We start from the raw sequence: 24,174 nt of genomic DNA on the forward strand, positions 1-24,174 counted from the left end.
CCACCGCTTCCGCGCACCCGACCCCCGTCACACCGCCGTCGCCCCGTCATCGCGGGGAGGCGCCGGACCCAGGCCCCCCCGGTCCGTGCACCGGGACCAGCTCCGCCAGCCCCGACACGGCGAGCACCGGCGCCAGCAGCGGCGGCACCACCAGCTCCAGCCCGGCGCTGCGGGCGAACAGCACGTTCAGGCCCGCGCTGTCGAGATACTCCACCCCCGTCAGGTCCAGGACGACGGCCCCGCGGGCCTCGTCCAGGGCGGCCGCCAACGCGTCGGCGTTGCTCTGGTCGATCTCCCCTACGACCGTCAGGACGGACGCGCCGTCGGCGCGCCGAGCGTGGGACAGGGTCAGGGGGCTGGTCATCAATCGGTCCTCGTCTGCATCTCTACGACGGTGCCGTTCGGGCCCGGCGTCATGGTGACCCGCTGCATCAACGCCCGCATCAGCTTCACGCCGCGTCCGCGGTGCAGGTTCTGCTCGGGCCGGGGGTCCTTCCAGCGGCCGGTGTCGGCGACGGTGACGCACAGATCGTGGCTGTGGGCGCGAGCACTGAGGCGGATGGTGCCCCCGGGGTCGTCGCGATGCCCGTGCTCTATCGCGTTGGCGCACGCCTCACCCGCCGCGACCAGGACGTTCTGGACGATGTGGCGGGGCAGCGCGCATTGCTCCAGCCAGTCCCGCAGCGCCCTGCGCACCACGGAGAGCTGCGCCGACTCGGCGGGGAACGCCACCTCCAGCGGCACCGGGTGGTGGTACAGCAGCAGGGCCACGTCATCGGTGTACCCACCCTCGGGTTCGAGGCGCCTCATGATCCGCGAGGCCAGTTCCTCCACCCCGGCGTCCCGCCCCTCCTGCACCGCCCGGCCGGCCTCCTCCATCCCGACGGCCAGGGAGCGGCGGCGGCGCTCGACGAGCCCGTCCGTGTACAGCAGCAGCGTGCCGCGGCCCGGCACCGTGCAGGTGGCCTGCGGCCGCTCCCGCCCGGGACGGACCGCCAGCGGCAGGGCGCGGCCCTCCTCCAGCAGCCGGACCGTGCCGTCCGGCAGGGCGAGGATCCCCGGCGGGTGCCCCGCGCTCGAATACACCAGCCGCCCGGTGGCCGGCTCCAGCACACCGCAGAACACGGTCGTGCACACGGCACCGGGAACGCCCGCGGCGAACTGGTCCAGCGCCATCAGGGTGCGCGCCGGGTTCGGCTCCTGCAGCAGCAGCGCCCGGCACGCGCTGCGCAGCTGCCCCATGACGCTGGCCGCCTCCAGACCGTGCCCGACGCAGTCGCCGACGACGATGCCGATACGGCCGTCGGGCAGGCTCACCGTGTCGTACCAGTCGCCGCCGACCTCCAGGGGCGTGGTGGCGGGCTCGTAGCGCACGGCGAAACCGGCCGGGAGGCGCGACGGGCCCAGGATGGCGCGCTGCAGGGCGATGGCCGTCTCGCGCTGCTGGTCGATCTGGTGGACGCGGACCAGCCCCTGCGCGAGGTGCCCGGCCAGCAGGGTCAGCAGCAACTGGTCCTCGCCGGTGAAGGGCCGCCGCTCGCCCAGGTCCACCCAGAGCGCCAGCGGGCCGTGCGGGTGCCCGAGGAGGATGCCCGCCCCGCCCTCGGCGGCGACCGGGGTCAGCAGGGGCTGGCGCCGCAGCTCCTCGAGGAATCGCCGCCGCCCGTCGGGCAGCGCCGTCCACGTCAGGGACGCGTCGGTGGCGGTCACCACCGGTTCGCCGCGCGGGGCGAAGACCACGGCCAGCACGTTCCGCGCCCGCCACAGCCCCTTCAGCTCCAGCAGCGCCCCGGCGAGCGCCTCGGTCAGGCCCGCGGCCTCCGACAGCCGCGTGCTCAGGGCCGCCAGCGCGGTCTCCCGCTGGACGGCGTAGTGCTCCGCGGTCACGTCCCGGAAGGTGCCCACCGCCATCCGGCGCCCGGTGTCGGGGTCCTCCGCCGTGTTGAACGTCGCGCTCACCCACAGCCGGTGGCCGTCACGGTGCCGCACGGGTATCGCACGGGTCTCCCGCGGACCGCTCCTCAGCGGGTCGAAGGCCTCCCTGACCTGCCGGTACGCGTCGGGATCGGTCTCCGCCTCGGGCCACCACGGCTGCACCGGCCGGTACGGCAGCCCCTCGGGCGGGTAGCCGAGCATCTCGGTGAACGCCGTGTTGATCTCGATGACCGACCCTTCCTCGTCGCAGACGAAGAAGGCCTCCTGGAGCGAGTCGATCAGGGCGGTGCGCCACCGCAGGTGATGGGTGCGCAGCCGCGCCAGCTCCACGTTCGCGCGCACCCGCGCCAGCAGCTCGGCGGCGGCGAACGGCTTCACGAGATAGTCGTCGGCACCCGCCTGCAGACCCTCGATGGAGGCCTCCTGACCGGCGCGCGCAGACAGCAGCACCACGGGGATCGACGCCGTGCGCGGATCGGACCGCAGCGCCGCGACCAGCGCGAGACCGTCCAGACCCGGCATCATCACGTCGCTGACCACCAGGTCGGGCGGGTCGGCCCGGACGGCGTCCAGGGCGCTGGTCCCGTCGGTCACGGTGGTCACCCGGTACCCGGCCCCCGTCAGCAGGCGCTGCAGGTACTCGCGCATGTCCGCGTTGTCGTCGGCGACCACCACCCGCGCGGCACCCACGGCGGCCGGAGTGCCCTCGGGCGCCTGCCGGACCGCCGCCACAGCGGAGCAGGAGGCGTTCGGCAGCCAGCGGAGCGCCTCCTGCACGAACGGGTCCGCGGCCGACAGCCGGGCCGACCCGGTGGCCGCGGCCACGCCCTCGGCGGGCAGGTGCGCGGTGCCGAAGGGCAGCCGGACGGTGAACGTGGTGCCCCGCCCCTCGGCGCTGTCCGCGCTGATCGTCCCGCCGTGCAGCCCCACCAGCTCCTTCACCAGGGCCAGGCCGATACCGCTGCCCTCGTTGGACCGGGAGCGGGTGCTCTCGATCCGGTGGAACCGCTCGAACAGCCTCGGCATCTCCTCGGCGGGCACCCCGATGCCGGTGTCGGACACGGTCACCTGGGCATGGCCGTCCACCGCGCCCACGGCGACCCGGATCGTGCCCTCGAAGGTGAACTTCAGCGCGTTGCTGAGCAGGTTCAGCACCACCTTCTCCCACATGCCGCGGTCCAGGTGCACGGGCCGGTCCAGCGGCGGGCACTCCACCTCGAAGGCCAGCCCCGCCTTGTCGACGGCGGAACGGAAGACGCTCGCCAGCTCCGCGGTCACCGCGGCCAGGTCGACCGGCTCGTAGACCGCCCGCATCCGGCCCGCCTCGATGCGCGAGAAGTCCAGCAGCGCGTTGACCAGCTTGCCCATCCGCAGCCCGTTGCGGCGGATGGCCTCCAGCTCCTCCCGCAGCCCCGGGTCGTCGCCCCGCCGCGCCAGCAGCTCCTCCACCGGGCCCATGATCAGTGTCAGGGGGGTGCGGAACTCGTGGCTGATGTTGGAGAAGAACGCGGTCTTCGCCCGGTCCAGCTCGGCCAGCTCCTCGGCCCGGCGCTGCTGCGCCGCGTAGCTGCGCGCGCTGCCGACACCGGCCGCCACATGGTTCGCGACCAGCTCGACGAAGCCGTGGTACGTGTCGTCCGGCGGCCGGTACCGGTTGAGCCCCGCCACCAGGAACCCGTACGGCGAATCGCCCTGCCGCAGCAGCGGCACCACCAGCGCCCGGGCCGGGGGCCGCGGCCAGGCACCGGCGGGCAGGTCCCCGAACGCCGGACCGTCCAGGTCCACCAGCACCCGCTCGCCCCCGGCCGGCCGCGCCGCCGGCCACACGGCCCCGGGATCGTCGCACCGCAGGACCGGCGGCGCGGCCGGATGGCCGTCCGGGAGCCCGGTGGCGGCGGCCAGGCGCGCCGAGCCGTCGTCCTGGAAGAGGTAGGTGCAGGTGAACGGCAGGTCCTGGGGGTTGCGCGCGAGCTGGTGGGCGGCGAAGTCCAGCGCCTCCTGCTCGGTGCGCGCCACCTCCGGGTCGGAGCCCAGTTCGCGCAGCGTGGTCATGCGCCGGTCGCCGACGACCCGCGTGGTCTCCTCGCTGACCACGCACAGCATCCCCACGACCGCGCCGCAGTCGTCCCGCAGCGGGCTGTAGGAGAACGTGTGGTACGTCTCCTCCGGGTATCCCGACCGCTCCAGGAACAGCAGCAGGGCCTCGTCCCACGTGGCCCGTCCCGTCGCCAGCACACTGTCGATGCGCGGCGCGGCGTCGTCCCACACCTCGGCCCACACCTCGCGGGCGGGGCGGCCGAGCGCCCAGGGGTACTTGCGGCCGAGGGTGTCGCGGCGGTAGGCGTCGTTGCAGAAGAACGTCAGGTCCGGCCCCCACGCCATCCACATGGAGAAACGGGACGACAGCAGTGTGCTCACGGCCGTGCGCAGACTCTGCGGCCAGCCGTCCGGCGGACCCAGGGGCGTGGCGGCCCAGTCCACCGCGGCGAGCGCCGCGCCGACCTCGCCGTGCGCGGCGAAGACGTCGGCACGGTCCGGTCTGTGCTCCGCGTCGTCCTGTCCGGCCATGGCCACTCCCTCGTTCCCGGTGTGCGGCGGATCCCGCGCCCACGTGAGCGGATCCGCCCTCGCACCCCCTGCTGGTGCCCGCAAGCCCGTCGCCTGCACCTGATGACGAGGACATCTTCGTGCCCGCCCGGCCGCCGCGGTGACCGCCCGGTGCCGCCGCGCACCCGTGCTGGCCGACCGTCCGTTCCTCACGTACTGTGCAACTCCGGGCATCGGCTCCCCGATCGGTCCGTATCGCCCGCTCCGGCGCGGGACGGCGGGCCGCTGACCGGGAGCCGGCCACGCCTCCGCGGCCGGCGGACTCCGTCGGCAGGCTTGCGTCACGTCGTTTCGGGACATACGACGGGCGGGGCAGGACCGGGCCCCGCGCGCGACGAGGACCTGCCTCCCCTCCCCGGTTGCGGAAGCCGGCGGTGGCAGGCGCGGGGGCGACATGACGGCAGGGGTGAGCGACGTTTGACGCTGGAGACGCACGGCCGGGACGCGGCGAGGGCCCACGACGAGGACCTCTCGCTGCTGCTCGGCTCGTCCAGGGTGCTGTTCGCGTCGATGACCGGCCCCGCCCATGTGCTGGAGGCGGCGAACCCGGCCTTCTTCGCCGCGATCGGCGGCGAATCCAGGGAACGCACCGGTGTGCCCCTGGTGGAGCTCATGCCCGAGCTCAGCGCCCAGGGCTTCATCGGACTGCTGGACCGGGTCTACCGCACCGGGGAGCGCCACGTCGGCCGGGACGTCCGGGTCGTCCTCGGCGAGGGCGGATCCGCCCGCGAGGCCTACGTCGACTTCACCTACGAGGCACGCCGCGACCCCCGGGGCCACGTCCTCGGCGTGCGGATGATCGGCGTGGAGACCACCCCGGTCCAGCAGGCCCGGCGGATGGCCGCCGAGCAGCGCGCACTGCTCGAGCAGATCGCCCGCCAGGCGCCGCTGCCGGACGTCCTGGACGGCATGTGCCGGGCGATCGAGGAACTCTCCCAGGACGTCCTGGTCTCCGTGCTGCTGGCCGACGAGGACGGCCGCCATCTGCGCCACGGCGCGGCCCCCAGCCTGCCCGACTTCTACAACCGGGCCATCGACGGCATAGCCACCGGCGAGGGCGTCGGCTCCTGCGGCACCGCCGCGCACCGGCGCCGGCACGTGGCCGTCGGCGACATCGCCACCGACCCCCTCTGGACCGACTTCCGCGACCTGGCCGCCCGGGCGGGACTCGCCGCCTGCTGGTCGACGCCCATCCTCGCCCGCGACGGCCGGCTGCTCGGCACGTTCGCCCTCTACCACCGCACACCGAGAGCGCCCCAGGACGTCGACCTCGCCCTGGCCCGCGCCTTCGCCGACACCGCCGCCCTCGCCGTGGAGCGCCACCACACCGAGCGGGCCCGGCAGACGGCGATGGAGAGGGAGAAGGCCGCCCGCGACGACCTCGCCTTCCTGCTCGCCGCGAGCACCGCCCTGTCCGGGCGGCTGAACGAGACGCAGATCCTGGAGCGCCTGGCCTCCCTCGCCGCCCCGGCACTGGCGCCGCTGGCCGCCGTCGACGTCCTGGAGTCCGGCCGGGTCCGCCGCGTGGCGTCCGTGGCCCCGGCCGGCACCGCGCACAGCCGGCTCGCCGCGTCCGCGCCGGTCCACGACACCGTCGCCCGCGTCCTGCTGTCCGGCGCGACCGAAGTGGCCGATCTGCCCCCGGCCGGTCCCGGCGGCCTCGACACCACCGGCCACGTCTGCGTGCCCCTGGTGGACCGCGGGCGGCCCTTCGGCACCCTGACCCTGCTGTCCGCACCGGGACACTCCTTCGACGGCCACAGGATCGCCCTCGCGGAGGAACTCGCCCGCCGCGCCGCCTCGGCCGCCCACAGCGCACGTCAGTACACCCAGCGCGCCGTCCTCGCCCGCGACCTGCAGGCCGGCCTGCTCCTGCCCGACCTGCCCGACATCCCCGGCGCCCAGCTCGCCGCCTTCTACCACCCGGCCGGCGAAGGGCTGGACATCGGCGGTGACTTCTACGACGTCTTCCCCCGCGACGACGGCAGCTGGGCGTTCATCCTGGGCGACGTCTGCGGGCGCGGCGCCAAGGCCGCCACCACGACCGCCCTGGTGCGCCACACCGCCCGCGCCGTCGCCGCACTGCTCGACGACCCCGTCGACGTCGTCCGGGCCGTCGACAAGGCGCTGCACGACCGCACCGCCCACCGGGACAACGGCTTCGTGACCCTCGTCTACGGGCATCTGCGCCCCGTCGCCGACGGCCTCGCCGTCCACCTCGTGCGCGCCGGGCACACACCGCCGCTGCTGCTGGACGACGACCGGGCGGTCCGCACCGTGGAGGCGCCCGGCGGGCTGCTCGGCGTCGGCATCCCGCCCGGGCTCGAGGCCTGCCGGTTCGCCCTGCCTCCCGGTTCCAGCCTCGTCCTGTACACCGACGGCATCACCGAGTGCCGCGCCGTCAGCGCCGAGCAGTACGGCGAGGCACGCCTGCTCGGGGCGCTCGCCGCGGCGCCCCCGCGCCCCACCGCCGAGGACATCGTCCGGATCGTGGCCGAGGACGTACGCGGTTTCGCGGGCGGCAGGGACGTCGAGGACGACCAGGCCGCGCTCGTCATCACCGCCGGCGCCCGGCCCGCCTCCCTCCCGCCTCCCTAGAATGGGAGGGCAGGTGCCCCGGTCGCAGGGGTGTCGGACGGGAGGACGGCCGTGCGGCAGCGAGCCGGTCGACGCGACGCCACGCAGGACGCCCTGACCGGCGTGTTCGTCCACCGGGTGCCCGAGGACACCTGGTGGTGGTCGGACGAGCTGTACCGCCTGCTCGGCCACGCCCCGGACTCGGTGGAACCGACCAGCGAGCTGTTCCGCGAGCACTGGCACCCCGACGACCGCGAACGGGTGGAGAAGGCGCTGGCCTCCGTACGCGCGGACGGCAGGCCGTTCGGCTGCTACCACCGCCTCACGGACACCTCGGGCGAGGAGCACGCCGTCGTGCTGGTGGCCGACGGCCGGACGGACGACGGCGGCGACGTGGTGACGGTGCGGGGTTTCGTCGTCGACGTCACCGAGCCGCTGGCCGCGCACGCCCGGGATCTCGCCGAGGGCGACGTCGCCCGGGCCAGGGTCAGCCAGGAGGACATCGACCTGGCGCGCGGGATCCTGATGGCCCGGTACGGCGTGGACGCCGAGGTCGCCATGCGGCTGCTGCGCCGACGGTCCCAGGACACCAACCGCAAGGTCCGCGATCTCGCCCGGGAACTCCTGGCGGCGGCACCCGCACCGGCGGGAGAAGGACGGCACGACCCGGCGCGGCGGATCGGCGCGGTCCTGTACTCCCGGGAGACCGACTAGTTCCACCGCCGTGCCCGCACCCTCGGTGCCGGGGATCTCGGCGGACGTGCGCCGCGGTCACCCCCTGACCTGGCACCCGCCGACCGGACCTTCCGCCTCGACGGGCCGGGAGCCCCGGGCCGGAGCCGGTGCGCGGACTCACGGAGCCGCCGCCGAAGCGGTCCCGGAGGAAGGCCGCCGGGCCTGGCCACCTCCCCGCCGGAGACGGAGGTCCGCTCACCGGCGGACGCGGACGGCCGGCGGGCGCCGGCATCGGGCTCGGCCGTGCCGCGTACGGGTGCATCCGATCGCGGGCACGCCACCGAAGTACCCGTATCCGCCCAACGGGCCGACCGGCATCCGGAGGTGTGACCATGACCGAACCGCTGCCCCCGCCGGGGGAGACGCCGCCCGTGGAGGGGTCGACGGCCGAGGCCCACCCGGAACGGCCCGACGGCGGACTGTGGGAGCACCCGCGTCTGTGGCTGTCCCTGATCGTGATCGGCTGCCTGCTCGTCGCCGCGTTCTTCGTCGCGCGCGTCACGGGCCTGTGAGGACCGCGTGGGGCGGGGAATCCGGGGCACCAGGCACCTGCCCAGGCCGACACCCGAGGAGACGCCCAGGTGACGCACACCCTGCCCCGGAACGCCCCGCCACCCCGCCGCGCCCGGCGCCGGCCGCTGCTGCTCCTGCTGCTCGCGGTCTGCTACGCCGTCGCCGCCCTCGGCGGACTCGCGTCGTCCGACGCCGCGAGCACCTACCGCTCGCTCGACCGTCCGTCATGGGCCCCGCCCTCCTGGCTGTTCGGCCCGGTCTGGACGGTGCTGTACGCCACCGTCGCGGTGTCCGCCTGGCTCGTTCTGCGCCGCGGCCCCCTGGCCGAGGTCAGGGCGGGGATCGTCGCCTGGAGCGCGCAGCTCGCCTTCAACCTGGCCTGGACACCGCTGTTCTTCGCGGCCGGGCAGTACGGCCTCGCGTTCCTCGACATCTGCCTGCTGCTGGCCGCGCTCGGCACCACGATGCTGCTCTTCCGCCGCAGCAGCCGGGCCGCCTCGCTCCTCCTCGTCCCCTACGCGCTGTGGGTGCTGTACGCGGCGTCCCTCAACTTCGCCATCTGGCGGCTCAACGGCTGACGGCCCCGGAGCCGGTGTCGGGGCTCCGGGGCCGGAGAGGCGCGCTTACTTCAGGTACGGGCCGGCCGTCCCGATCTTGCCCGGGCCGTCGAGGACGTAGACGCGGAGGTTGCCCTTGCCGGGTGCCGCGACGGTCATGCTCCCGCCGGAGACGGTCCGGGTGTCACCGGTGACGGCGTCCCGGTAGGTGCCGTCGGGGATGCCGGTGAAGGTGGCGCCGTCGGTCACGGTGACGAGCGCGAAGCTGTCCGTGCCGCCGCCGGTGTAGCGGCGCTTGAACGCCATGCCGCCCGAGACGCCCTCCGTGGAGTACTGGCCCATCTGCAGGGCGGGCACGGCGCGGCGGATCTGGTTCAGCCGCTGCAGGTGCTTCACCAGCGGCTGGTCCAGGGTGGTGGCGACGGCGCCGCTCGCGGAGGCGACCGTGCCGAAGCCGGACGCGGTGACCGAGCCGGCCAGGTGGTCGCCGAAGTAGGCGCGTCCGGTGGTCGCCAGGGGGCAGGTGGGACCGCAGTCGATCTTCTTGCCCTTCTGGAACTCGATCTCCGACCCGTAGTACAGGGTGGGGATGCCGCGGAAGGTCCACATCAGCGACATGTTCTCCGCCCAGGCGTCGGTGCCGCCCGTGTAGCGCTCGTTGCTCTTGTTGGGGCCGTAGTCGTGGCTGTCGACGTAGACGACGTTGTAGGTGGCGTCGTTGACGCTGTCGTCGGAGTCCTTGCCGTTGCCGAAGGCGTTGTGCGCGTCACCGAAGTTCATGTGCATGCGCATGTCGATGATGTGCATGCCGGAGAACTTGCTGTGGTCGGGCGCGTGGTAGGCGTTGCCGTTCAGGAAGGCGTTGGTCGAGGTCGGCTGGTTGCCCGTGCCCTGGCCGTTCTCGTAGTCGTACTGCTCGATGGCCGCCTTCTCGTCGTCGGCGCTGTACTCCTTGCGTTCCTTCCACGTGTAGAACTGGGCGGAGTGGTTCACGGACCCGCGGTTCCACTTGTCGTTGACGAACGCGGCGACCTCGCCGAAGACGAAGAAGTTCTTCGCGGCCTCGGCCCCGAACCTCTGGGTGACGCGCTCCTGGATGGCCGGCAGGAAGCGGCGGTTCCAGGTGACGCGGGGAATGTGGACGGCCGTGTCCACGCGGAAGCCGTCGACGCCCATGTCGATGTACTTGCCGTACGCGCCGATGAGGTAGTTCTGCACGGGCGCCGACTCGGTGTCGAAGTCGGCGAGGTCGTCGTGCAGCCAGCAGGAGCGGGAGTCCTCGCCCTCCCAGTTGCCGATCCAGCAGTTGTGGTAGTACGCCTTCGGGAACATGCCCGAAGTCGGGCTGGGCCACTGGCAGTTGTAGAGCGTGTACCCCTCGGGGCTCTTGCCGCCGGTGGGCTTGCCCCAGTTGAGGCAGGTGTTGCCCGACGGCTCGGCGGTGGACCAGAGGTCGCCGTTGTAGTACGACTTGCCGGACTTGGTCTCGACGGTGAGGCCGTCGTACTCGAAGCCGGTGTTCTTCTCGTCGTAGTACCAGCTCCACTGGCTGTCCCGGACGCCGTACACGGTCGGGGTGAACAGGCCCTTGGCGCCCCAGCGGGAGCTGTGGTTGTAGACGACGTCCTGGTAGATCTTCATGCCCTTGGCGTGGGCGGCGTTGATCAGGTCCTGGTAGGTCGCGCCGGCCGACTCCAGGCGGGCGTCGACCTTGTAGAAGTCGTAGCCGTGGTAGCCGTGGTAGTCGTAGTCCGAGCGGTTGAGGACGACCGGGGTGATCCAGACCGCGGAGAAGCCGAGCGCCTTGATGTAGTCGAGCCGCTCGACCAGGCCCTTGAAGTCGCCGCGGAACATCGGGTCGTCGTGGGCGGCGTTGCCCGACTTTGCGTGCTGGCTGCCGCCCCGGTTGTTGGAGCTGTCGCCGTCGTGGAAGCGGGCGGTCATCACGAAGTAGATCGGGTCCTTGCGCGGATCCGTGCCCAGCTGGGCGCCCGCCGCGGGCGCGGGCGGCTTCGTGCCGGTGGTCGCGGTCGCCGCCGCGGAGGCCGCGGAGGTGTTCCCGGCCGCGTCCACGGCCCTGACCGTGTAGGTGTAGGCGGTCCTCTCCTCCAGACCGGTGTCCGAGTGCACGGTGGAGGTGACGTCGGTGACCGTGCTGCCCTTGGTGCCGCCGGTACGGGTGACCTGGTACTTCGTCACACCGGTGTTGTCGGTGGCGGCGTTCCAGGACAGCACCACGGAGGTGTCGGTCGCGCTCGCGCGGACGCCGGACGGGGCGGTGGGCGCCTCGGTGTCCGGTTCCTCGGCGGCGCACGGGTCCTTCGCCTGCGGGGTGACGGTGTTGTTCTTCACCGTGCTCGTCCCGGAGGGGAGGGTGTAGTCCGAGCCGTTGTTGTTGTCCCAGACCCCGTTGCCGTTGTTGAAGGCGGCCTTCAGCGAGGTCGCCGACCCCAGGCCGACCGTCCGCTTCCACCAGCCGGCGCAGGCGGCCTCCATGCCCACGCCGGGTGCGGTGGTCCAGGAGCCGCCGGCGGGCTGGTAGTGCAGGTTGGCGGTGGTCCAGCCGAGGGTCTGGGCCGAGTAGTAGACTGTCGCCTCGTTGCCGGGGTCCTCGCCGGAGCCGGAGCCGGCGCACGGGTCGCTGTGCGCCACCGCGCCGTCCTTGACCGTGATGTTCCCGGTGCCCAGGGCGTAGTTCTGCCCGCCGTTGTTGTCCCAGACGCCCTTGCCGTCGTTGAAGGTCGCCTGCAGTCCGGAGGCGGACCCCAGGTCGACGGTGAGCTTCACCCAGTCCGTGCAGGCGGCTTCCATGCGCCTGCCGGGGGCGGTGGTCCAGCTTTCGCCGTCGGGGGCGTAGTGGAGGTAGTGGTCCGTCCAGTTCTTCGTCTTGGTGTAGTAGAAGACCGTGGCCGATGCGGCGGTGGCGGAGACCGGCTCGGCGGCGGCCTCGGGCGCGGTGGGGGTGGTGACCGGCAGGACGAGGATGCTTGCGGCGAGGGCTCCTGCCGCCCAGGGGCGGGCGAGGGAGCGGCGGCGTCTCATGCGCGTCTCCAGACGGGGTGGGGGAGGGGAGCTGCCGTGCGGGACGCCGGCGGAGACCTAGACGCGCCTCGAGGTCCCCTGCGTCCGTGTCGCGCTGCTGCCGCGTGGTGAAAAGTTGCAGCAACAACTTGCAGGCATCCGGAGATTACTCGTACATGACAGGTGCGTAAAGGGTGAGGGAGCGGGTGCGGGCGCCCTCTGCGCCCCGGCGTCCGTGGCCGTCCGCGCTCAGCTCCGGCCCGCCGCGCGCGGCCCGCCCCGCGGGCCGGCGGCGGTGGATCCGCGCACCACCAGTTCCGGCATGAGGACGAACTCGGTGCGGGGCGGCGGCGCGCCGCCCATCTCCTCCAGCAGCGCGTCCACGGCCATCTGCCCCATCGCCTTGACGGGCTGTCTGATGGTGGTCAGCGGAGGGTCGGTGAAGGCGATGAGGGGCGAGTCGTCGAAGCCGACGACGGAGATGTCGCCGGGAACCGCGAGGCCCCTCTGCCGCGCCGCCCGCACGGCGCCGAGGGCCATCATGTCGCTGGCGCACAGGACGGCCGTGCAGCCCCGGCCGAGCAGCGCCGACGCCGCGGCCTGGCCGCCCTCCAGGGAGAACAGCGAGTGCTGGACCAGCCTCCCGGCCTCCTGCGCGGGCAGCCCCAGGTGCTCGCACAGGGCCGTGCGGAAACCCTCGATCTTGCGCTGCACCGGCACGAAACGCCCCGGGCCCACCGCGAGCCCGATCCGCTCGTGCCCCAGTTCGGCCAGGTGTGCCACCGCCAGCCGCATGGCGGCCCGGTCGTCCGGGGAGACGAAGGGCGCCTCGATGCGGGGCGAGAACCCGTTGACGAGCACGAAGGGCACGCGCCGCTCGCGCAGCCGGTCGTACCGCGCGGTGTCCGCGGTGGTGTCGGCGTGCAGCCCGGAGACGAAGACGATGCCGCTCACCCCGCGGCTCACCAGCATCTCCGTCAGCTCGTCCTCGGTCGAACCGCCCGGCGTCTGCGTGGCCAGCACGGGTGTGTAGCCCTCGCGCGTCAGTGCCCGCGCCATCACCTCGGCCATCGCCGGGAAGATGGGGTTGTCCAACTCCGGGGTGATGAGGCCGACCAGTTCGGCGCGGCGCTGGCGGACCGGGTACGCGTAGTCCAGCGCGTCGAGTGCGGTGAGCACGTTCTCGCGGGTCCGGGTCGCCACGCCGGGCGCGCCGTTGAGCACGCGGCTGACCGTCGCCTTGCTGACGCCCGCCCGGGCTGCGATGTCGGCGAGCCGCGTGGTCATGGCGACGCACTTTACCCGTCGTCCGCCGCTGTGCCCACTGCGTGCGGAAATCGCCGGGACCGGCGGTGATGGGCTGATTCCGCCGTCGGGCTCCGGAGTGCGCCCGGGGGTGTGGAAGTCCAGTCCGGCGGACCGGGCGCGTGGGCCCGGAGAGGTCCCCGGGCCTCCGGTCCGCCGGACCGGACGGTGATTGAAACTAACACCTCTGAAACACTTGCGAAAGAGCTTGCACAACTGCAATTCGCCTTCCTGTCAGTGACGTTGGGCTTTCCGCCGGAAGAGCCATGCCTCGTGGTGGGAAGGGTTGACCCGGCGTGGAGGGGCTCGTACGGTCTCGATCGCAAGGGCTTGCTGCAGCGTTTCAGCAAGTACCCCCCACTGGCCTGTCGGGCACGGCGCGTTGCTGCGGGAAGGCCTCTCGTCCGCATCACGTGGATCAGGAGGAACGATGGTCAAGAGGACCGTGGCCACTGCACTCGCCCTGGTGGCGGGAGCCGCTGTGGTCGTCACGGCACCGGGGACCGCGCAGGCGGCCCCACCGGGCGGCAAGGACGTCACCGCCGTGCTGTTCGAGTGGAACTTCGCCTCCGTGGCCAAGGCCTGCAGGGAGGATCTCGGGCCGGCCGGGTACGGGTACGTGCAGGTGTCGCCGCCCAACGAGCGGATCCAGGGACCGCAGTGGTGGACCGCGTACCAGCCCGTCAGCTACAAGATCTCCACCAGGCTGGGCGACCGGACCGCCTTCAAGGAGATGATCGACACCTGCCACGGAGCGGGCGTCGAGGTCGTCGTCGACACGGTCGTCAACCACATGGCCAACAGTTCCGGAACCGGCACCGCGGGCTCCTCCTTCAGCAAGTACGACTACCCCGGCCTGTACGCGTCGTCCGACATGGACGACTGCACGCGGGACATCAGCGACTACGGGGACGCCTGGAACATCCACCACTGCGAACTGGGGAGTCTGCCCGACCTGGACACCGGTGAGGAGCACGTCCGCAAGACGATCGCCGGGTACCTCAACGACCTGCTCTCCCTCGGCGTGGACGGCTTCCGCGTCGACGCGGCCAAGCACATCCCGCCGGGCGACCTGGCCGACATCAAGGGCCGGCTCGCCGACCCGGGCGCCTACTGGAAGCAGGAGACCATCGGGGCGTCCGGCGAGGCCGTGCAGCCCGGCCAGTACACGGGCACCGGCGACGTCCAGGAGTTCTCCTACGGCAGGGACCTGAAGCGGATCTTCACCGGGGAGAAGCTGGCGAGCCTGAAGAACATCGGCGAGGCCTGGGGATACGTCCCCAGCGGCAAGGCCGCCACCTTCGTCACCAACCACGACACCGAGCGCCACGACGCCACGCTCACCTACAGGGACGGCGCCCGCTACATGCTTGCTCACGTCTTCATGCTGGCCTGGCCCTACGGCTCGCCCGACGTCCACTCCGGCTACGCGTTCAGCGACAGCAACGCGGGCGGGCCCAACGGCGGCCAGGTGAACGCCTGTGGCGCCGACGGGTGGAAGTGCCAGCACGCCTGGCGGGAGATCGCCGGCATGGTCGGGTTCCGCAACACCGCCGGCGGCGCCGCGGTGACCGACTGGTGGGACAACGGCAGCAACGCCATCGCCTTCGGCCGCGGCAGCAAGGCCTACGTCGCGATCAACCACGAGTCCGGCCCGCTCAGCCGCACCTTCCAGACGTCGCTGCCGGCCGGCACCTACTGCGACGTCCAGAGCGGCAAGGCCGTCACCGTGGACGGCTCCGGGCGGTTCACCGCCACGCTCGGCGCCGACACGGCGCTCGCGCTGCACACCGGGGCGACCGGTTGCCCCGCACCCGGCGACGGGAATCCGGTCGAGGACCCCGGCACCGCCACCGGCGCCTCCTTCAGCGTCGACGCCACCACCGCCTGGGGCGAGAACATCTACGTCACCGGCGACAAGTCGGCGCTCGGCGACTGGAACCCGGCCGACGCGCTCAAGCTCGGCCCGGCGGCCTACCCCGTCTGGAAGCTCGACGTCGCCCTCCCGGCCGGCACCTCCTTCGCGTACAAGTTCCTCCGCAAGGACGCCTCCGGCAAGGTCACTTGGGAGAGCGGAGCCAACCGCACCGCCACCGTCCCGGCCGACGGCAGGACGCCGCTGAGCGACACCTGGCGCGGCTGAACCAGGAGCACGCCCCGCGATACCGCCCGGGATAGCGCCCGCAACACCGCCCGAATCGCCGCCCGGTTCGCCCCACGAGGGTGAACCGGGCGGTCCGCTGTGCCCGCCTCCAGCCGCGGCGACTGCTTTTGGCCTCTTCGCGGTCCCTTCACCCGGCACGGGCGCGCCTTCGATTCCCGACGGCGGCCAGGGCCGGTGGCAGGAGTAAGTCCAGCCGCTTCATCTGGAGGAAACCTTCCCCGATGATCCCCCGCGCGCGACGACCGTCATGGCGACCACTTCGCTCGCGCGACGCGCCACAGCGCGCTGACCTGGTTGTTCGTGGGCCGCATGGGGCGTATCCGGTCGTTGAAATCAGCACTGCAAGTCTCTGAAACGTGCCGCAAAATCTTTCATGACCGGTCCGGCCCCGCTTACGCTGGCCGCGTTCGTTCACCAAGTGAAGGGAAGCGGTCCCATGAAGCGGTTCGTGCGTTCAACTGTCATGGCGTGTGCGGTCGTTGTGGCCACGGTGGCGCCCGGTGCGGCGGCCCACGCCGAGACCCGGGAGGCTGCCGCAGAGCAGGTCCCCGCCCCCGACTGCCTGCACGTCAACGCGAGCTGGCGCTACACGTTCGTCGGCAACGACTGCGCCGCCACGTACACGGTGAAGGTGGTGTACCGCAACGGCGACGACGTCCCCTGCCGGGTGGCGCCTCCCGGAGCGCTGATCACCTTTCCGGGGTACGGGACCTCGGGCAACGAGGTCCTGGGCGTCGTCCTGTGCGACGGCGGTGACGGCGCCTGACCCGGCCGCTCCGCGTCACGGCGTCTGCCGGCGCAGCGCGTCGGACACGGACTTCACGCCCCCGTGCGCGGTGAGCCCGCCGTCGACGGGGATCTCGGCGCCCGTGATGAACGACGACTCCTGCGACAGCAGGAAGACGACGAGCGGGGTCACCTCGTCGACGGTCCCGGTGCGGCCCAGCGGGGTCTCGCGGATGTTGGCCGCGCGGAACGCCGGGGCGGCGGAGGCGGTCATCTCGGTCTCGATGTAGCCGGGGTGGACGGTGTTCACCCGGATCCCGCGCGGTCCGAGTTCCAGCGCGGCGGCCCTCGACAGCCCCCGCAGCCCCCACTTGCTGGCCGTGTAGGCGACCGGGTAGTGGGCGGTGAGCGCGGCCGAGGAGCCGACGTTGACGATCGAGGAGCCGGGCGGCATCAGCGGGGCGAGGTGCTGGATGCCGAGCAGGGGGCCGGTGACGTTGACCGCGTGGACCCGGTCGAAGTCCTCAGGCCGTACGTCGCCGAGCCGCGCCCGCCAGGTGACGCCCGCGTTGTTGACCAGGCCGTGGATCCGCCCGTACGCCTCCTTCAGCTCGGCGGCGAGGCCGGCCCACTCCTCCTCGCTGGTGACGTCGAGCCGGCGGCAGTCGCCCTCGGGCCGCACGTCGGTGGCGATCACCCGCGCCCCCTGCCGGCTGAGCGCCTCGGCCCCGGCGGCCCCCTGGCCGCGGGCCGCGCCGGTGACGACCACGACCCGGCCGAGGAGCCTGCCGGGGCGGGGCGTGCTCACGGCCGCTTCCTCTCGCGGCGCCGGCCGGCCGGAAGCGGCACCGGATCGGAGCCCGGGACGACCGTGCCGGACACCGTCCCGAGGCCCTCCACCGTGAGCGTGACGGTGTCGCCGGGCCGCAGCGGCGGCGGGATCTGCTCGCCGCGCCGGCCCCACAGTTCCGCGAGGCAGCCTCCGTTGCCGCAGGTGCCCGAGCCGAGGACGTCGCCGGGCACGACCCGGGTGCCGCGGGAGGCGTAGGCGGTCATCTCCTCGAACGTCCAGCTCATGTGGGACAGCAGGTCCTCGCCGACGATCTCGCCGTTGACCTCGGCGGTGAGCGCGAGGCGCAGGAAGCCCTCCTCGTCGCGGTACGGCTCCAGCTCGTCGGCGGTGACCAGGTACGGGCCGAGTGTGGTGGCGGTGTCCTTGCCCTTGCAGGGGCCGAGACCCACCCTCATCTCGGCGGACTGCAGGTCGCGGGCCGACCAGTCGTTGAGGACGGTGTAGCCGGCGATGTGGTCGCGGGCCCGCTCGGGCGTGAGGTCGCGGCCCTCGCGGCCGATGACGGCGGCGACCTCCAGCTCGAAGTCGAAGGCCGCCGAGCCGGGCGGCACCGGCACGTCGTCGTGCGGGCCGTACACGGCGTGCGGGTTGGTGAAGTAGAAGGTCGGGGCGGCGTACCACTGCCCGGGGACGCCCGCGGCGCCGTCGACGGACCGGCGGACGCCCTCGACGTGTTCCTCGAAGGTGACGAAGTCCCTGATCGAGGCCGGCCGGAGCGGTGGCAGCAGCCGTACCCCGGAGACATGGGGACCGGGGGGCACGTCGAGGGCGGCGGCACCGGCGGCGAGCAGTCCCGGCAGACCGCCGGTCTCCGCGAGCAGGGCGGTGAGCGAGGTGACGCCGGGCAGGGGGAGGAGGGTGCCGTCGTCCTCCACGACGGCCACCCGGTGGCGGTGCTGGTGCTCGTACGCGGCGAAGCGCATGGGACTACTCCTGGGGGAGCGGGGCCGGGGTCAGACGGGCGGGGCGACGAAGACGCCGCGGTCGGGGTCGTTGAACGACTCCTTGGCGACGAGCTCGTTCATCGGGTTGGCGGTGCCCCACTGGTCGGTGACCTCGGGCCGGGAGAAGTCGTAGACGTGGGGGTGCCAGGTGTCCTCGTCCAGGCACTCCAGCTCGGTGGTGTACTCGACGGTGTTGCCGTGCGGGTCGAGGAAGTACGTGAAGGTGTTGTCGCCCGCCATGTGCCGGCCCGGCCCCCAGATCTTCCGGAAGCCCGCCCGCATCACCCGGCCGGAGCCGCGCATGTACTCGTCGAGGCCGCGCATCTCGAAGGACACGTGGTGCAGGGAGGTGTGCGGGCCCTTTGCCAGGGCCATCGAGTGGTGCTGGTTGCTGATCCGCATGAAGTGCATGACCTCGCCCATGTGCGGAGAGCTGAGGGTGTCGGACAGCGCGAAACCGAGGTGCCGCTCGTACCACTCCCGTGTGCGGTTCAGGTCGGGGGAGTTGAGGACGACGTGGGACAGCTTGACCGGGATCGACTCCTTCTCCTCGATCTTGCGGTGCTGCCGCACCGCCACGTCGGCGGAGACCTCGACGGTGCGGCCGTCGACGTCGAAGAAGCGGAAGCCGTAGCCGCCGCCGGGGGTGCCGACCTGGCCCGGCCTGCTGATCAACCGCACTCCTGCGGCGAGCAGTTCCTCGGCGAGGGTGTCGACGTCCGCCCGGCTCGCGGCGCCGTAGGAGACGAGGTCGAGGCGCTTCTCCTCCGCCTTGCGCAGCCGGATCACGTACTGCTCGGGGGAGCCCTCGGCGGCGAGGAAGGAGATGCCGGAGTCCTCCGCGACCTTGGTCAGGCCCCAGACACCGGCGTAGAAGTCGAGTTGCTTGTCGTAGTCGGGCACGGCGAGGTCGACGTGCCGCAGGTGGGTGAGCAGACGGCGGCTCATGATGACTCCTTGGTGAGGAGGGCGGCGGCGTTGCCGCCGCGTACGGCGTGGAAGTCGGCGTCGGGCAGGCGGGCCGCCCGCAGTGCGCCCACGGGGTCCTCGGTGCCCATGTCGAAGGGGAAGTCGGAGCCGAGCAGCACCCGGTCGGCTCCGGCGGCCCGGACCAGTTCCCGAAGGACGTGCGGGTCGTGGACCAGGGAGTCGAAGTAGACGCGCTTGAGGTAACTGCTCGGCGGGTGCGCGCAGTCGGCCCGGGCGTCGCGGCGGGCCGACCAGGCGTGGTCCGCGCGGCCTATGTGGGTGGGCAGGTAGCCGCCGCCGTGCGCGGCGATCAGCCGCAGACCCGGGTGCCGGTCGAGCACCCCGGAGAAGATCAGGTGCGACAGCGCGACGGCGTTCTCGGTGGGCTGGCCGACGGTGTTGGACAGGTACCACCGGTCCAGGCGCTCCTCCAGCGTGCATCCGAAGGGGTGCAGGAAGACGATCGCACCCGTCTGCGCGGCCCGCGTCCAGAAGGGCTCGTACGCCGGGTCGGACAGTTCGCGTCCCGGGGCGTGGCTGGAGATCTCCACGCCCAGCAGCCCTTGGTCCAGGGCGTGTTGCAGCGCGTCGACGGCCTGGCCGGGCTGGTGCAGGGGCACCAGCCCGAGACCTTTGAGCCGGTCCGGGGCGGCCGAACAGTGCGCGGCCGTCGCCTCGTTGGCGAGGCGGTACACCTTCTCGGACGTCCCGGCGCCGGTCCAGTAGTGGTAGTGCGAGGGGGAGGGGCTGACCAGCTGCACGTCCACCCCCTGGGCGTCCATCGCGGCCAGCCGTACGGCCGGGTCGGTCAGCTTCGGGAGGCGCTCGCCGACCATGGGACCGTTGACGGCGAGGGCCGCCGGGCCGTTGCGGCGGGCGTCCAGCGCCTTCGCCCCGGCCAGTCCCGGCAGACCGGCCACCAGGGCGTCGACCTCGGGCAGCAGGACGTGCGCGTGCACGTCCACGGTGGGTGTCGCGGTCACGGCAGTTCCCTCAGCATCGTCATGGTGCGGCCGATCAGCCCCGGGACGTCGGCGTCGCGCACCCCGTCGAGCTGCCACTGCCCGAGCTGCACGGACGCCTCCACCACCGCCCGCACGCGCGGCATGCGGCGCTCGTAGTAGGCCCGGAACAGCGCCTCGTCCCACGCGCGGCCGCTCGTGAGCAGTTCGGCCAGCACCCAGGCGTCCTCCAGGGACATCGCCGCGCCCTGGGCGAGGGTGGGCGGGCAGCAGTGCGCGGCGTCCCCGGCGAGGACCACGCGGCCGCGGTGCCACGCCCCCTCCACCAGCAGGCGGTCGAACCAGGTGTAGTTGACCGTCGCCGGGTCGGTGATGTGCGCGGTGATCTCCGGCCAGCAGCCGCCGTAGGCGGACGCCAGGCGGCGCATCTCGTCGGCGTAGGTCTCCGGCGGGATGGACGCCCGGTCGCGCTTGGCCTCGACGACGTACGCGTAGAGGGTGGTGTCGCTGGTGGGGCAGTACCCGGCGATGTAGGCCGGGCCGCCGTAGGCGAGGTCCGTGCGGGTCACGCCGGCGGGGCGGGGCGTGGCGACGCGCCAGATGCCCATGCCGGTCGGCTCCGGCTTGTCGGTGACGCCGATCGCCGCCCGGGTGGCGGAGCCCAGCCCGTCGGCGGCGACCACCAGGTCGTAGCGGCCCTCGGTGCCGTCGCCGAAGCGGACCGTCACCCCGTCGCCGTCCTGGTCGAACGACTCCGCCCGCGTGCCCAGCCGCACCGTGGCGCCGCTTTCGCGGACCGCGTCGATCAGGATCCGCTGCAGCCGGGGCCGCTGCATGCCCACGGTGGCGGGCAGGTCGTCGCCGCCGGTGCGGATGTCCCGGGCGACGTGCAGGACGGTGCCGTCGGGTGCGGTGATGCCGACCGAGCCGAAACCGTAGCCGGACTCCCGTACCCGCTCCCACACGCCGAGTTCGCGCAGCACGCGCAGGGCGTTGCCCTGGAGGGTTATGCCGGAGCCCGCGGTGGCGTTCCAGTCGTCCTCGGCCTCGATCAGGTCGACGGCGACACCGGCCCGGCGCAGCAGGACCGTCACGGCGTTGCCGGCCGCGCCGCCGCCGACGACGAGGACGGTAGGGGATGTGCTCATGGGTGACTCCCTTGCTCCGCTGGTTACTTGACGGCGACCGGATTGACCGGGGAGCCGACGGCGCCGGTGATGGGCAGGGGCGCGGCGGTGAGCCAGAACGCGTACGCGCCGTCGGCCGCGCAGTCCTCCGCGAGCGCCTCCAGGTCCCACATCTCGCCGATCAGCAGGCCGATGTGCGGGATGACCACCTGGTGCAGGGGCTGGAAGGCGTGCTCGAACTCGTTGGGCCGCACCTCGAAGCCCCAGGTGTCCGTGGCGATCGCGGCGATCTCGGTGCGGTGCAGCCAGCCCGCGGTGGTGAACGACAGACCGGGTGCGGGGCCGCCGGCGTAGTCGCCCCAGCCGTCGCGCCGGACCCGGGCGAGCTGACCGGTGCGCACCAGGACGATGTCGCCCCGCCCGACCTCCACGCCCTGGGCGGCGGCGGTGGCGGTCAGGTGTTCCTCGGTGATCGCGAAGCCGTCCGGCAGTTCGCCGCCGGTCCCGACGACCCGGCCCACGTCCAGCAGCACACCGCGCCCGGCGACCTGGGACGCCATGTGCTCGATGCCGGTGACCAGGTCGCCGTCGGAGGTGACGACCTTCTCGGCCGCCCTGCCGTTCCACGCCCGGCCGTGGTCGAAGATGTGGCCGAGCCCGTCCCACTGGGTCGAGCACTGCAGCGGCATGCTGATCACGTCGTCGGCGCCGCCGATGCCGTGCGGGAAGCCCTGGTTGCCGAGCGCCGCGTCGGTGCCGGTGTCCAGCATGGTGTGCACGGGGTTCGTCCGCCGCCGCCAGCCCTTCTGCGGGCCGTCCATGTCGAAGCGCTGCGACAGCGAGAAGCTCACGCCCCGGCGTATCAGCGCCGCGCCTTCCCTGCGCTTGGCCGCGTCGAGGAAGTTGAGGGTGCCGAGCACGTCGTCCCCGCCCCAGCGGCCCCAGTTGGAGCACTGCTCGGCGGCCTCGGCGATCGCGCCCTCGGGGTCGTGCGGGTCCGGGGTCACGGCGTCGCCTCCGCCACACACCGGGTGCGCTGCACACCCAGCCCGGTGACCGAACCCTCCATGACGTCGCCGTCGCGCAGCAGCCGGCCCCAGTGCATGCCGTTGCCCGCCGGGCTGCCGGTCAGCACAAGGTCGCCGGGCAGCAGCCGGGCGGTCCGGGAGGCGTACGCCACCACGCGGGCGGCGTCGAAGACCATGTCCTTGGTGGACTCGTCCTGCATGGTCTCGCCGTTGAGCTTGAGCGTGACACGCAGGTCGCCGGGGTGCGCGATCGACTCGGCGGGCACGAGCCACGGGCCGAGCGGGGTGAAACCGGGGGCGTTCTTGCTGCGCAGCCAGTCGGTGCCGATGGCCGGCATGTCCCGGCGGAAGACGGTCGCCCGGTCGGTGAGGTCGTTGGCGATGGTGTACCCCGCGATGCAGTCCGCGGCCTCCGCCACGCCGACCCGGTGGGCGGGACGCCCGATCACGACGGCCAACTCCAGTTCCCAGTCGGGCTTCTCGGCCCAGGCGGGCAGGACGACGTCGTCGTACGGGCCGGTGATCGCGCTCGGCAGGCCGATGAAGACGTACGGCAGGTCCTCGGCCGCCCGGCGGTCCATGATCTCCGCCGCCTCGGCGCGCCGCTCCTCCTCGGGCCGGTCGTCGCCGGGGGCGCGGTGGGCCACGTGCAGGTCGATCACGTGCTGCCGGTAGTTCGCGCCGGACTGGAACACCTGGCGCGGCTCGACGGGCGCGTGCACGCGCAGGCCGTCCAGCGGACGGCGTTCCACGGTCCGGTCGGCGGCCAGGTCCCGCAGACGCGGCAGGACCGACTCCCAGTCGTCCAGCAGTCCCCGGATCGTCAGCGTGCCGTCGGACAGGGCCGCCCGGAGGTCGGTCACCCGGCTGTCGGACGTCACGAGGGCGGGGAAGGCGGGCCCGCCGGGGGCGGAGAGGGTGGCGAGGGCGAACGGCCCGGCGAACAGCGGGGAGGTGGGTTCAGGTTTCACGGACATGTCCTCCTGAGTGCGGTGCGACCACTCTGGACCCGGCACTGATGATCAGGGAAATAGATTCTGTGGATGACTGATATCCACCGGGTTTATCGTTGGTTCCGATGCCGCACCGCGAGGGAGCCCCCGTGAACCTGGCCCGTCTCGATCTCAACCTGGTCGTCGCCCTGCGCGCCCTGCTGGAGGAGCGCAACGTGACCCGCGCCGGGCAGCGCGTCGGGCTCAGCCAGCCCGCCATGAGCGCCGCCCTGGCCCGGCTGCGCCGGCACTTCGACGACGACCTGCTCGCCCGCGTCGGCGGCCACTACGAACTGACCGCCCTGGGCCAGGTCCTGCTCGACCGCACCACCACCGCGCACGACGTCCTGGAACGCCTCTTCGCGAGCCAGGCGGACTTCGACCCGGCCAGCGAGGAACGCGAGTTCAAGCTGCTGGCCTCGGACTACGCGGTCGCCGTCTTCGGCGCCGAACTCGCCCGCGCCGTGCACGAGGAGGCCCCCGGCATCCGGCTGCGCCTCACCCAGACCCCGCCCCACGTCACCGAGGACACCGCCACCCTGCTGAGCGCCACCGACGGCCTCCTCATGCCGCACGGCGTCATCAGCGGCTTCCCCGCCACCGACCTCTACGACGACCGCTGGGTCTTCCTCGTCTCGGAGGACCACCCCAGCGTCGAGGACCACCTCACCCGGCAGGACCTGGCCCGCCTGCCCTGGGTCGTCTACCAGCGGACCTACGACGCGCCCGCCGTGCGCCAGCTCGGCATGCTCGGCGTCGAGCCACGCGTCGAGGTCTCCGTGGACAGCTTCCACCTGCTGCCCCTGATGGTCGCCGGCACGCGCCGGATCGCCCTGGCGCAGGCCCGCCTCGCCCGCCTGCTGGCACCCCTGGCCGCCGTCCGGGTGGTGGAGCCGCCGTACGAGGCCGTACCGCTGCGGGAAGCGCTGTGGTGGCATCCGGTGCACACGCACGACGCCGCCCACATCTGGCTGCGCGAGACCGCCGCCAGGGTCGGCAGGCGCATGGCCGGCGTGGACCGGGAACCCGACGCGCCCTGACCGGGCGGTGTGCGGGGGCGGCCCGCGCCGCCGTCCCCGCGGGTATCGAGGCGCTGGATGGACGGCATCCGGAATACCGATGACGCCGGGGGTGCCCGTGCCCGCGCCGGGAACGCATA

The 24,174-nt window shown here is 73.0% G+C and carries 18 protein-coding genes; 7 read left to right on the forward strand and 11 right to left on the reverse strand.

What is annotated here, in order from left to right; all coding sequences use genetic code 11:
- Window positions 1–46 precede the first annotated feature (46 nt).
- Together ABZY20_RS07320 and ABZY20_RS07325 are read right to left on the reverse strand one after the other, a co-directional pair.
- Entirely contained in the window at window positions 47–364 is a 318-nt protein-coding gene (locus ABZY20_RS07320) for an STAS domain-containing protein (protein ID WP_356437862.1), read from the reverse strand.
- Complete coding sequence (locus tag ABZY20_RS07325; protein WP_356437863.1) at window positions 364–4,503, reverse strand: SpoIIE family protein phosphatase; 4,140 nt, start codon at window positions 4,501–4,503, stop codon at window positions 364–366. Before ABZY20_RS07325 ends, ABZY20_RS07320 begins: the two co-directional genes overlap by 1 nt.
- A 456-nt stretch (window positions 4,504–4,959) precedes the next feature.
- Between ABZY20_RS07325 and ABZY20_RS07330 the strand changes: the two genes are divergently transcribed.
- The 4 genes from ABZY20_RS07330 to ABZY20_RS07345 all read left to right on the forward strand — a co-directional run bounded on the left by ABZY20_RS07330 (window position 4,960) and on the right by ABZY20_RS07345 (window position 8,945).
- Complete coding sequence (locus ABZY20_RS07330) at window positions 4,960–7,140, forward strand: SpoIIE family protein phosphatase (RefSeq protein WP_356437864.1); 2,181 nt, start codon at window positions 4,960–4,962, stop codon at window positions 7,138–7,140.
- Window positions 7,141–7,191: 51 nt separating this feature from the next.
- Complete coding sequence (locus ABZY20_RS07335) at window positions 7,192–7,833, forward strand: PAS and ANTAR domain-containing protein (RefSeq protein WP_356437865.1); 642 nt, start codon at window positions 7,192–7,194, stop codon at window positions 7,831–7,833.
- Between the two features lie 353 nt (window positions 7,834–8,186).
- Window positions 8,187–8,366: a DUF6480 family protein gene (locus ABZY20_RS07340; RefSeq protein WP_356437867.1), complete on the forward strand. Its 180-nt coding sequence runs from the start codon at window positions 8,187–8,189 to the stop codon at window positions 8,364–8,366.
- A 69-nt stretch (window positions 8,367–8,435) separates the two neighbouring features.
- Entirely contained in the window at window positions 8,436–8,945 is a 510-nt protein-coding gene (locus ABZY20_RS07345; protein ID WP_356437870.1) for a TspO/MBR family protein, read from the forward strand.
- 45 nt (window positions 8,946–8,990) lie between these two features.
- On the opposite strand, the gene ABZY20_RS07350 is transcribed toward ABZY20_RS07345, so the two are convergent.
- Both ABZY20_RS07350 and ABZY20_RS07355 read right to left on the reverse strand, forming a co-directional pair.
- The gene (locus ABZY20_RS07350) at window positions 8,991–11,966 is read right to left on the reverse strand and encodes a carbohydrate binding domain-containing protein (RefSeq protein WP_356437872.1); all 2,976 of its coding nucleotides are present in this window, start codon (window positions 11,964–11,966) and stop codon (window positions 8,991–8,993) included.
- Between the two features lie 228 nt (window positions 11,967–12,194).
- Entirely contained in the window at window positions 12,195–13,232 is a 1,038-nt protein-coding gene (locus ABZY20_RS07355; RefSeq protein ID WP_356437874.1) for a LacI family DNA-binding transcriptional regulator, read from the reverse strand.
- A 448-nt stretch (window positions 13,233–13,680) separates the two neighbouring features.
- On the opposite strand from ABZY20_RS07355, the gene ABZY20_RS07360 reads away from it, so the two are divergent.
- Together ABZY20_RS07360 and ABZY20_RS07365 are read left to right on the forward strand one after the other, a co-directional pair.
- Window positions 13,681–15,393 carry a carbohydrate-binding module family 20 domain-containing protein gene (locus ABZY20_RS07360; RefSeq protein WP_356437876.1) on the forward strand — a complete coding sequence of 571 codons (1,713 nt, stop codon included), beginning with the start codon at window positions 13,681–13,683 and terminating at the stop codon, window positions 15,391–15,393.
- 457 nt (window positions 15,394–15,850) lie between these two features.
- Window positions 15,851–16,180, forward strand: coding sequence for an alpha-amylase (locus ABZY20_RS07365; RefSeq protein WP_356437879.1), 330 nt, complete (start codon window positions 15,851–15,853; stop codon window positions 16,178–16,180).
- Between the two features lie 15 nt (window positions 16,181–16,195).
- Here the strand turns inward: ABZY20_RS07365 and ABZY20_RS07370 are convergent, their stop codons facing one another.
- The 7 genes from ABZY20_RS07370 to ABZY20_RS07400 are packed head-to-tail and all read right to left on the reverse strand — an operon-like array spanning window position 16,196 to window position 23,000.
- The gene (locus ABZY20_RS07370; protein WP_356437881.1) at window positions 16,196–16,948 is read right to left on the reverse strand and encodes an SDR family oxidoreductase; all 753 of its coding nucleotides are present in this window, start codon (window positions 16,946–16,948) and stop codon (window positions 16,196–16,198) included.
- Window positions 16,945–17,916 (reverse strand): fumarylacetoacetate hydrolase family protein, encoded by a 972-nt coding sequence (locus tag ABZY20_RS07375; protein WP_356437884.1) that lies wholly within the window; start codon window positions 17,914–17,916, stop codon window positions 16,945–16,947. Before ABZY20_RS07375 ends, ABZY20_RS07370 begins: the two co-directional genes overlap by 4 nt.
- A gap of 30 nt (window positions 17,917–17,946) precedes the next feature.
- Complete coding sequence (locus ABZY20_RS07380; protein WP_356437886.1) at window positions 17,947–18,885, reverse strand: VOC family protein; 939 nt, start codon at window positions 18,883–18,885, stop codon at window positions 17,947–17,949.
- Entirely contained in the window at window positions 18,882–19,889 is a 1,008-nt protein-coding gene (locus tag ABZY20_RS07385) for an amidohydrolase family protein (RefSeq protein ID WP_356437888.1), read from the reverse strand. The genes ABZY20_RS07380 and ABZY20_RS07385 overlap by 4 nt, the downstream gene beginning before the upstream one ends.
- The gene (locus tag ABZY20_RS07390) at window positions 19,886–21,016 is read right to left on the reverse strand and encodes an FAD-dependent oxidoreductase (protein ID WP_356437890.1); all 1,131 of its coding nucleotides are present in this window, start codon (window positions 21,014–21,016) and stop codon (window positions 19,886–19,888) included. The genes ABZY20_RS07385 and ABZY20_RS07390 overlap by 4 nt, the downstream gene beginning before the upstream one ends.
- 23 nt (window positions 21,017–21,039) lie before the next feature.
- On the reverse strand, window positions 21,040–22,002 hold the full coding sequence (locus ABZY20_RS07395) for a cyclase family protein (RefSeq protein ID WP_356437892.1): 963 nt from the start codon (window positions 22,000–22,002) through the stop codon (window positions 21,040–21,042).
- The gene (locus ABZY20_RS07400) at window positions 21,999–23,000 is read right to left on the reverse strand and encodes a fumarylacetoacetate hydrolase family protein (protein ID WP_356437894.1); all 1,002 of its coding nucleotides are present in this window, start codon (window positions 22,998–23,000) and stop codon (window positions 21,999–22,001) included. Before ABZY20_RS07400 ends, ABZY20_RS07395 begins: the two co-directional genes overlap by 4 nt.
- A 125-nt stretch (window positions 23,001–23,125) precedes the next feature.
- On the opposite strand from ABZY20_RS07400, the gene ABZY20_RS07405 reads away from it, so the two are divergent.
- Window positions 23,126–24,055 (forward strand): LysR family transcriptional regulator, encoded by a 930-nt coding sequence (locus ABZY20_RS07405; protein ID WP_356437897.1) that lies wholly within the window; start codon window positions 23,126–23,128, stop codon window positions 24,053–24,055.
- Window positions 24,056–24,174: the final 119 nt, after the last annotated feature.

Origin of the sequence: Streptomyces sp. NPDC006624 (assembly GCF_040611555.1) — a bacterium.
GTDB lineage: Bacteria > Actinomycetota > Actinomycetes > Streptomycetales > Streptomycetaceae > Streptomyces.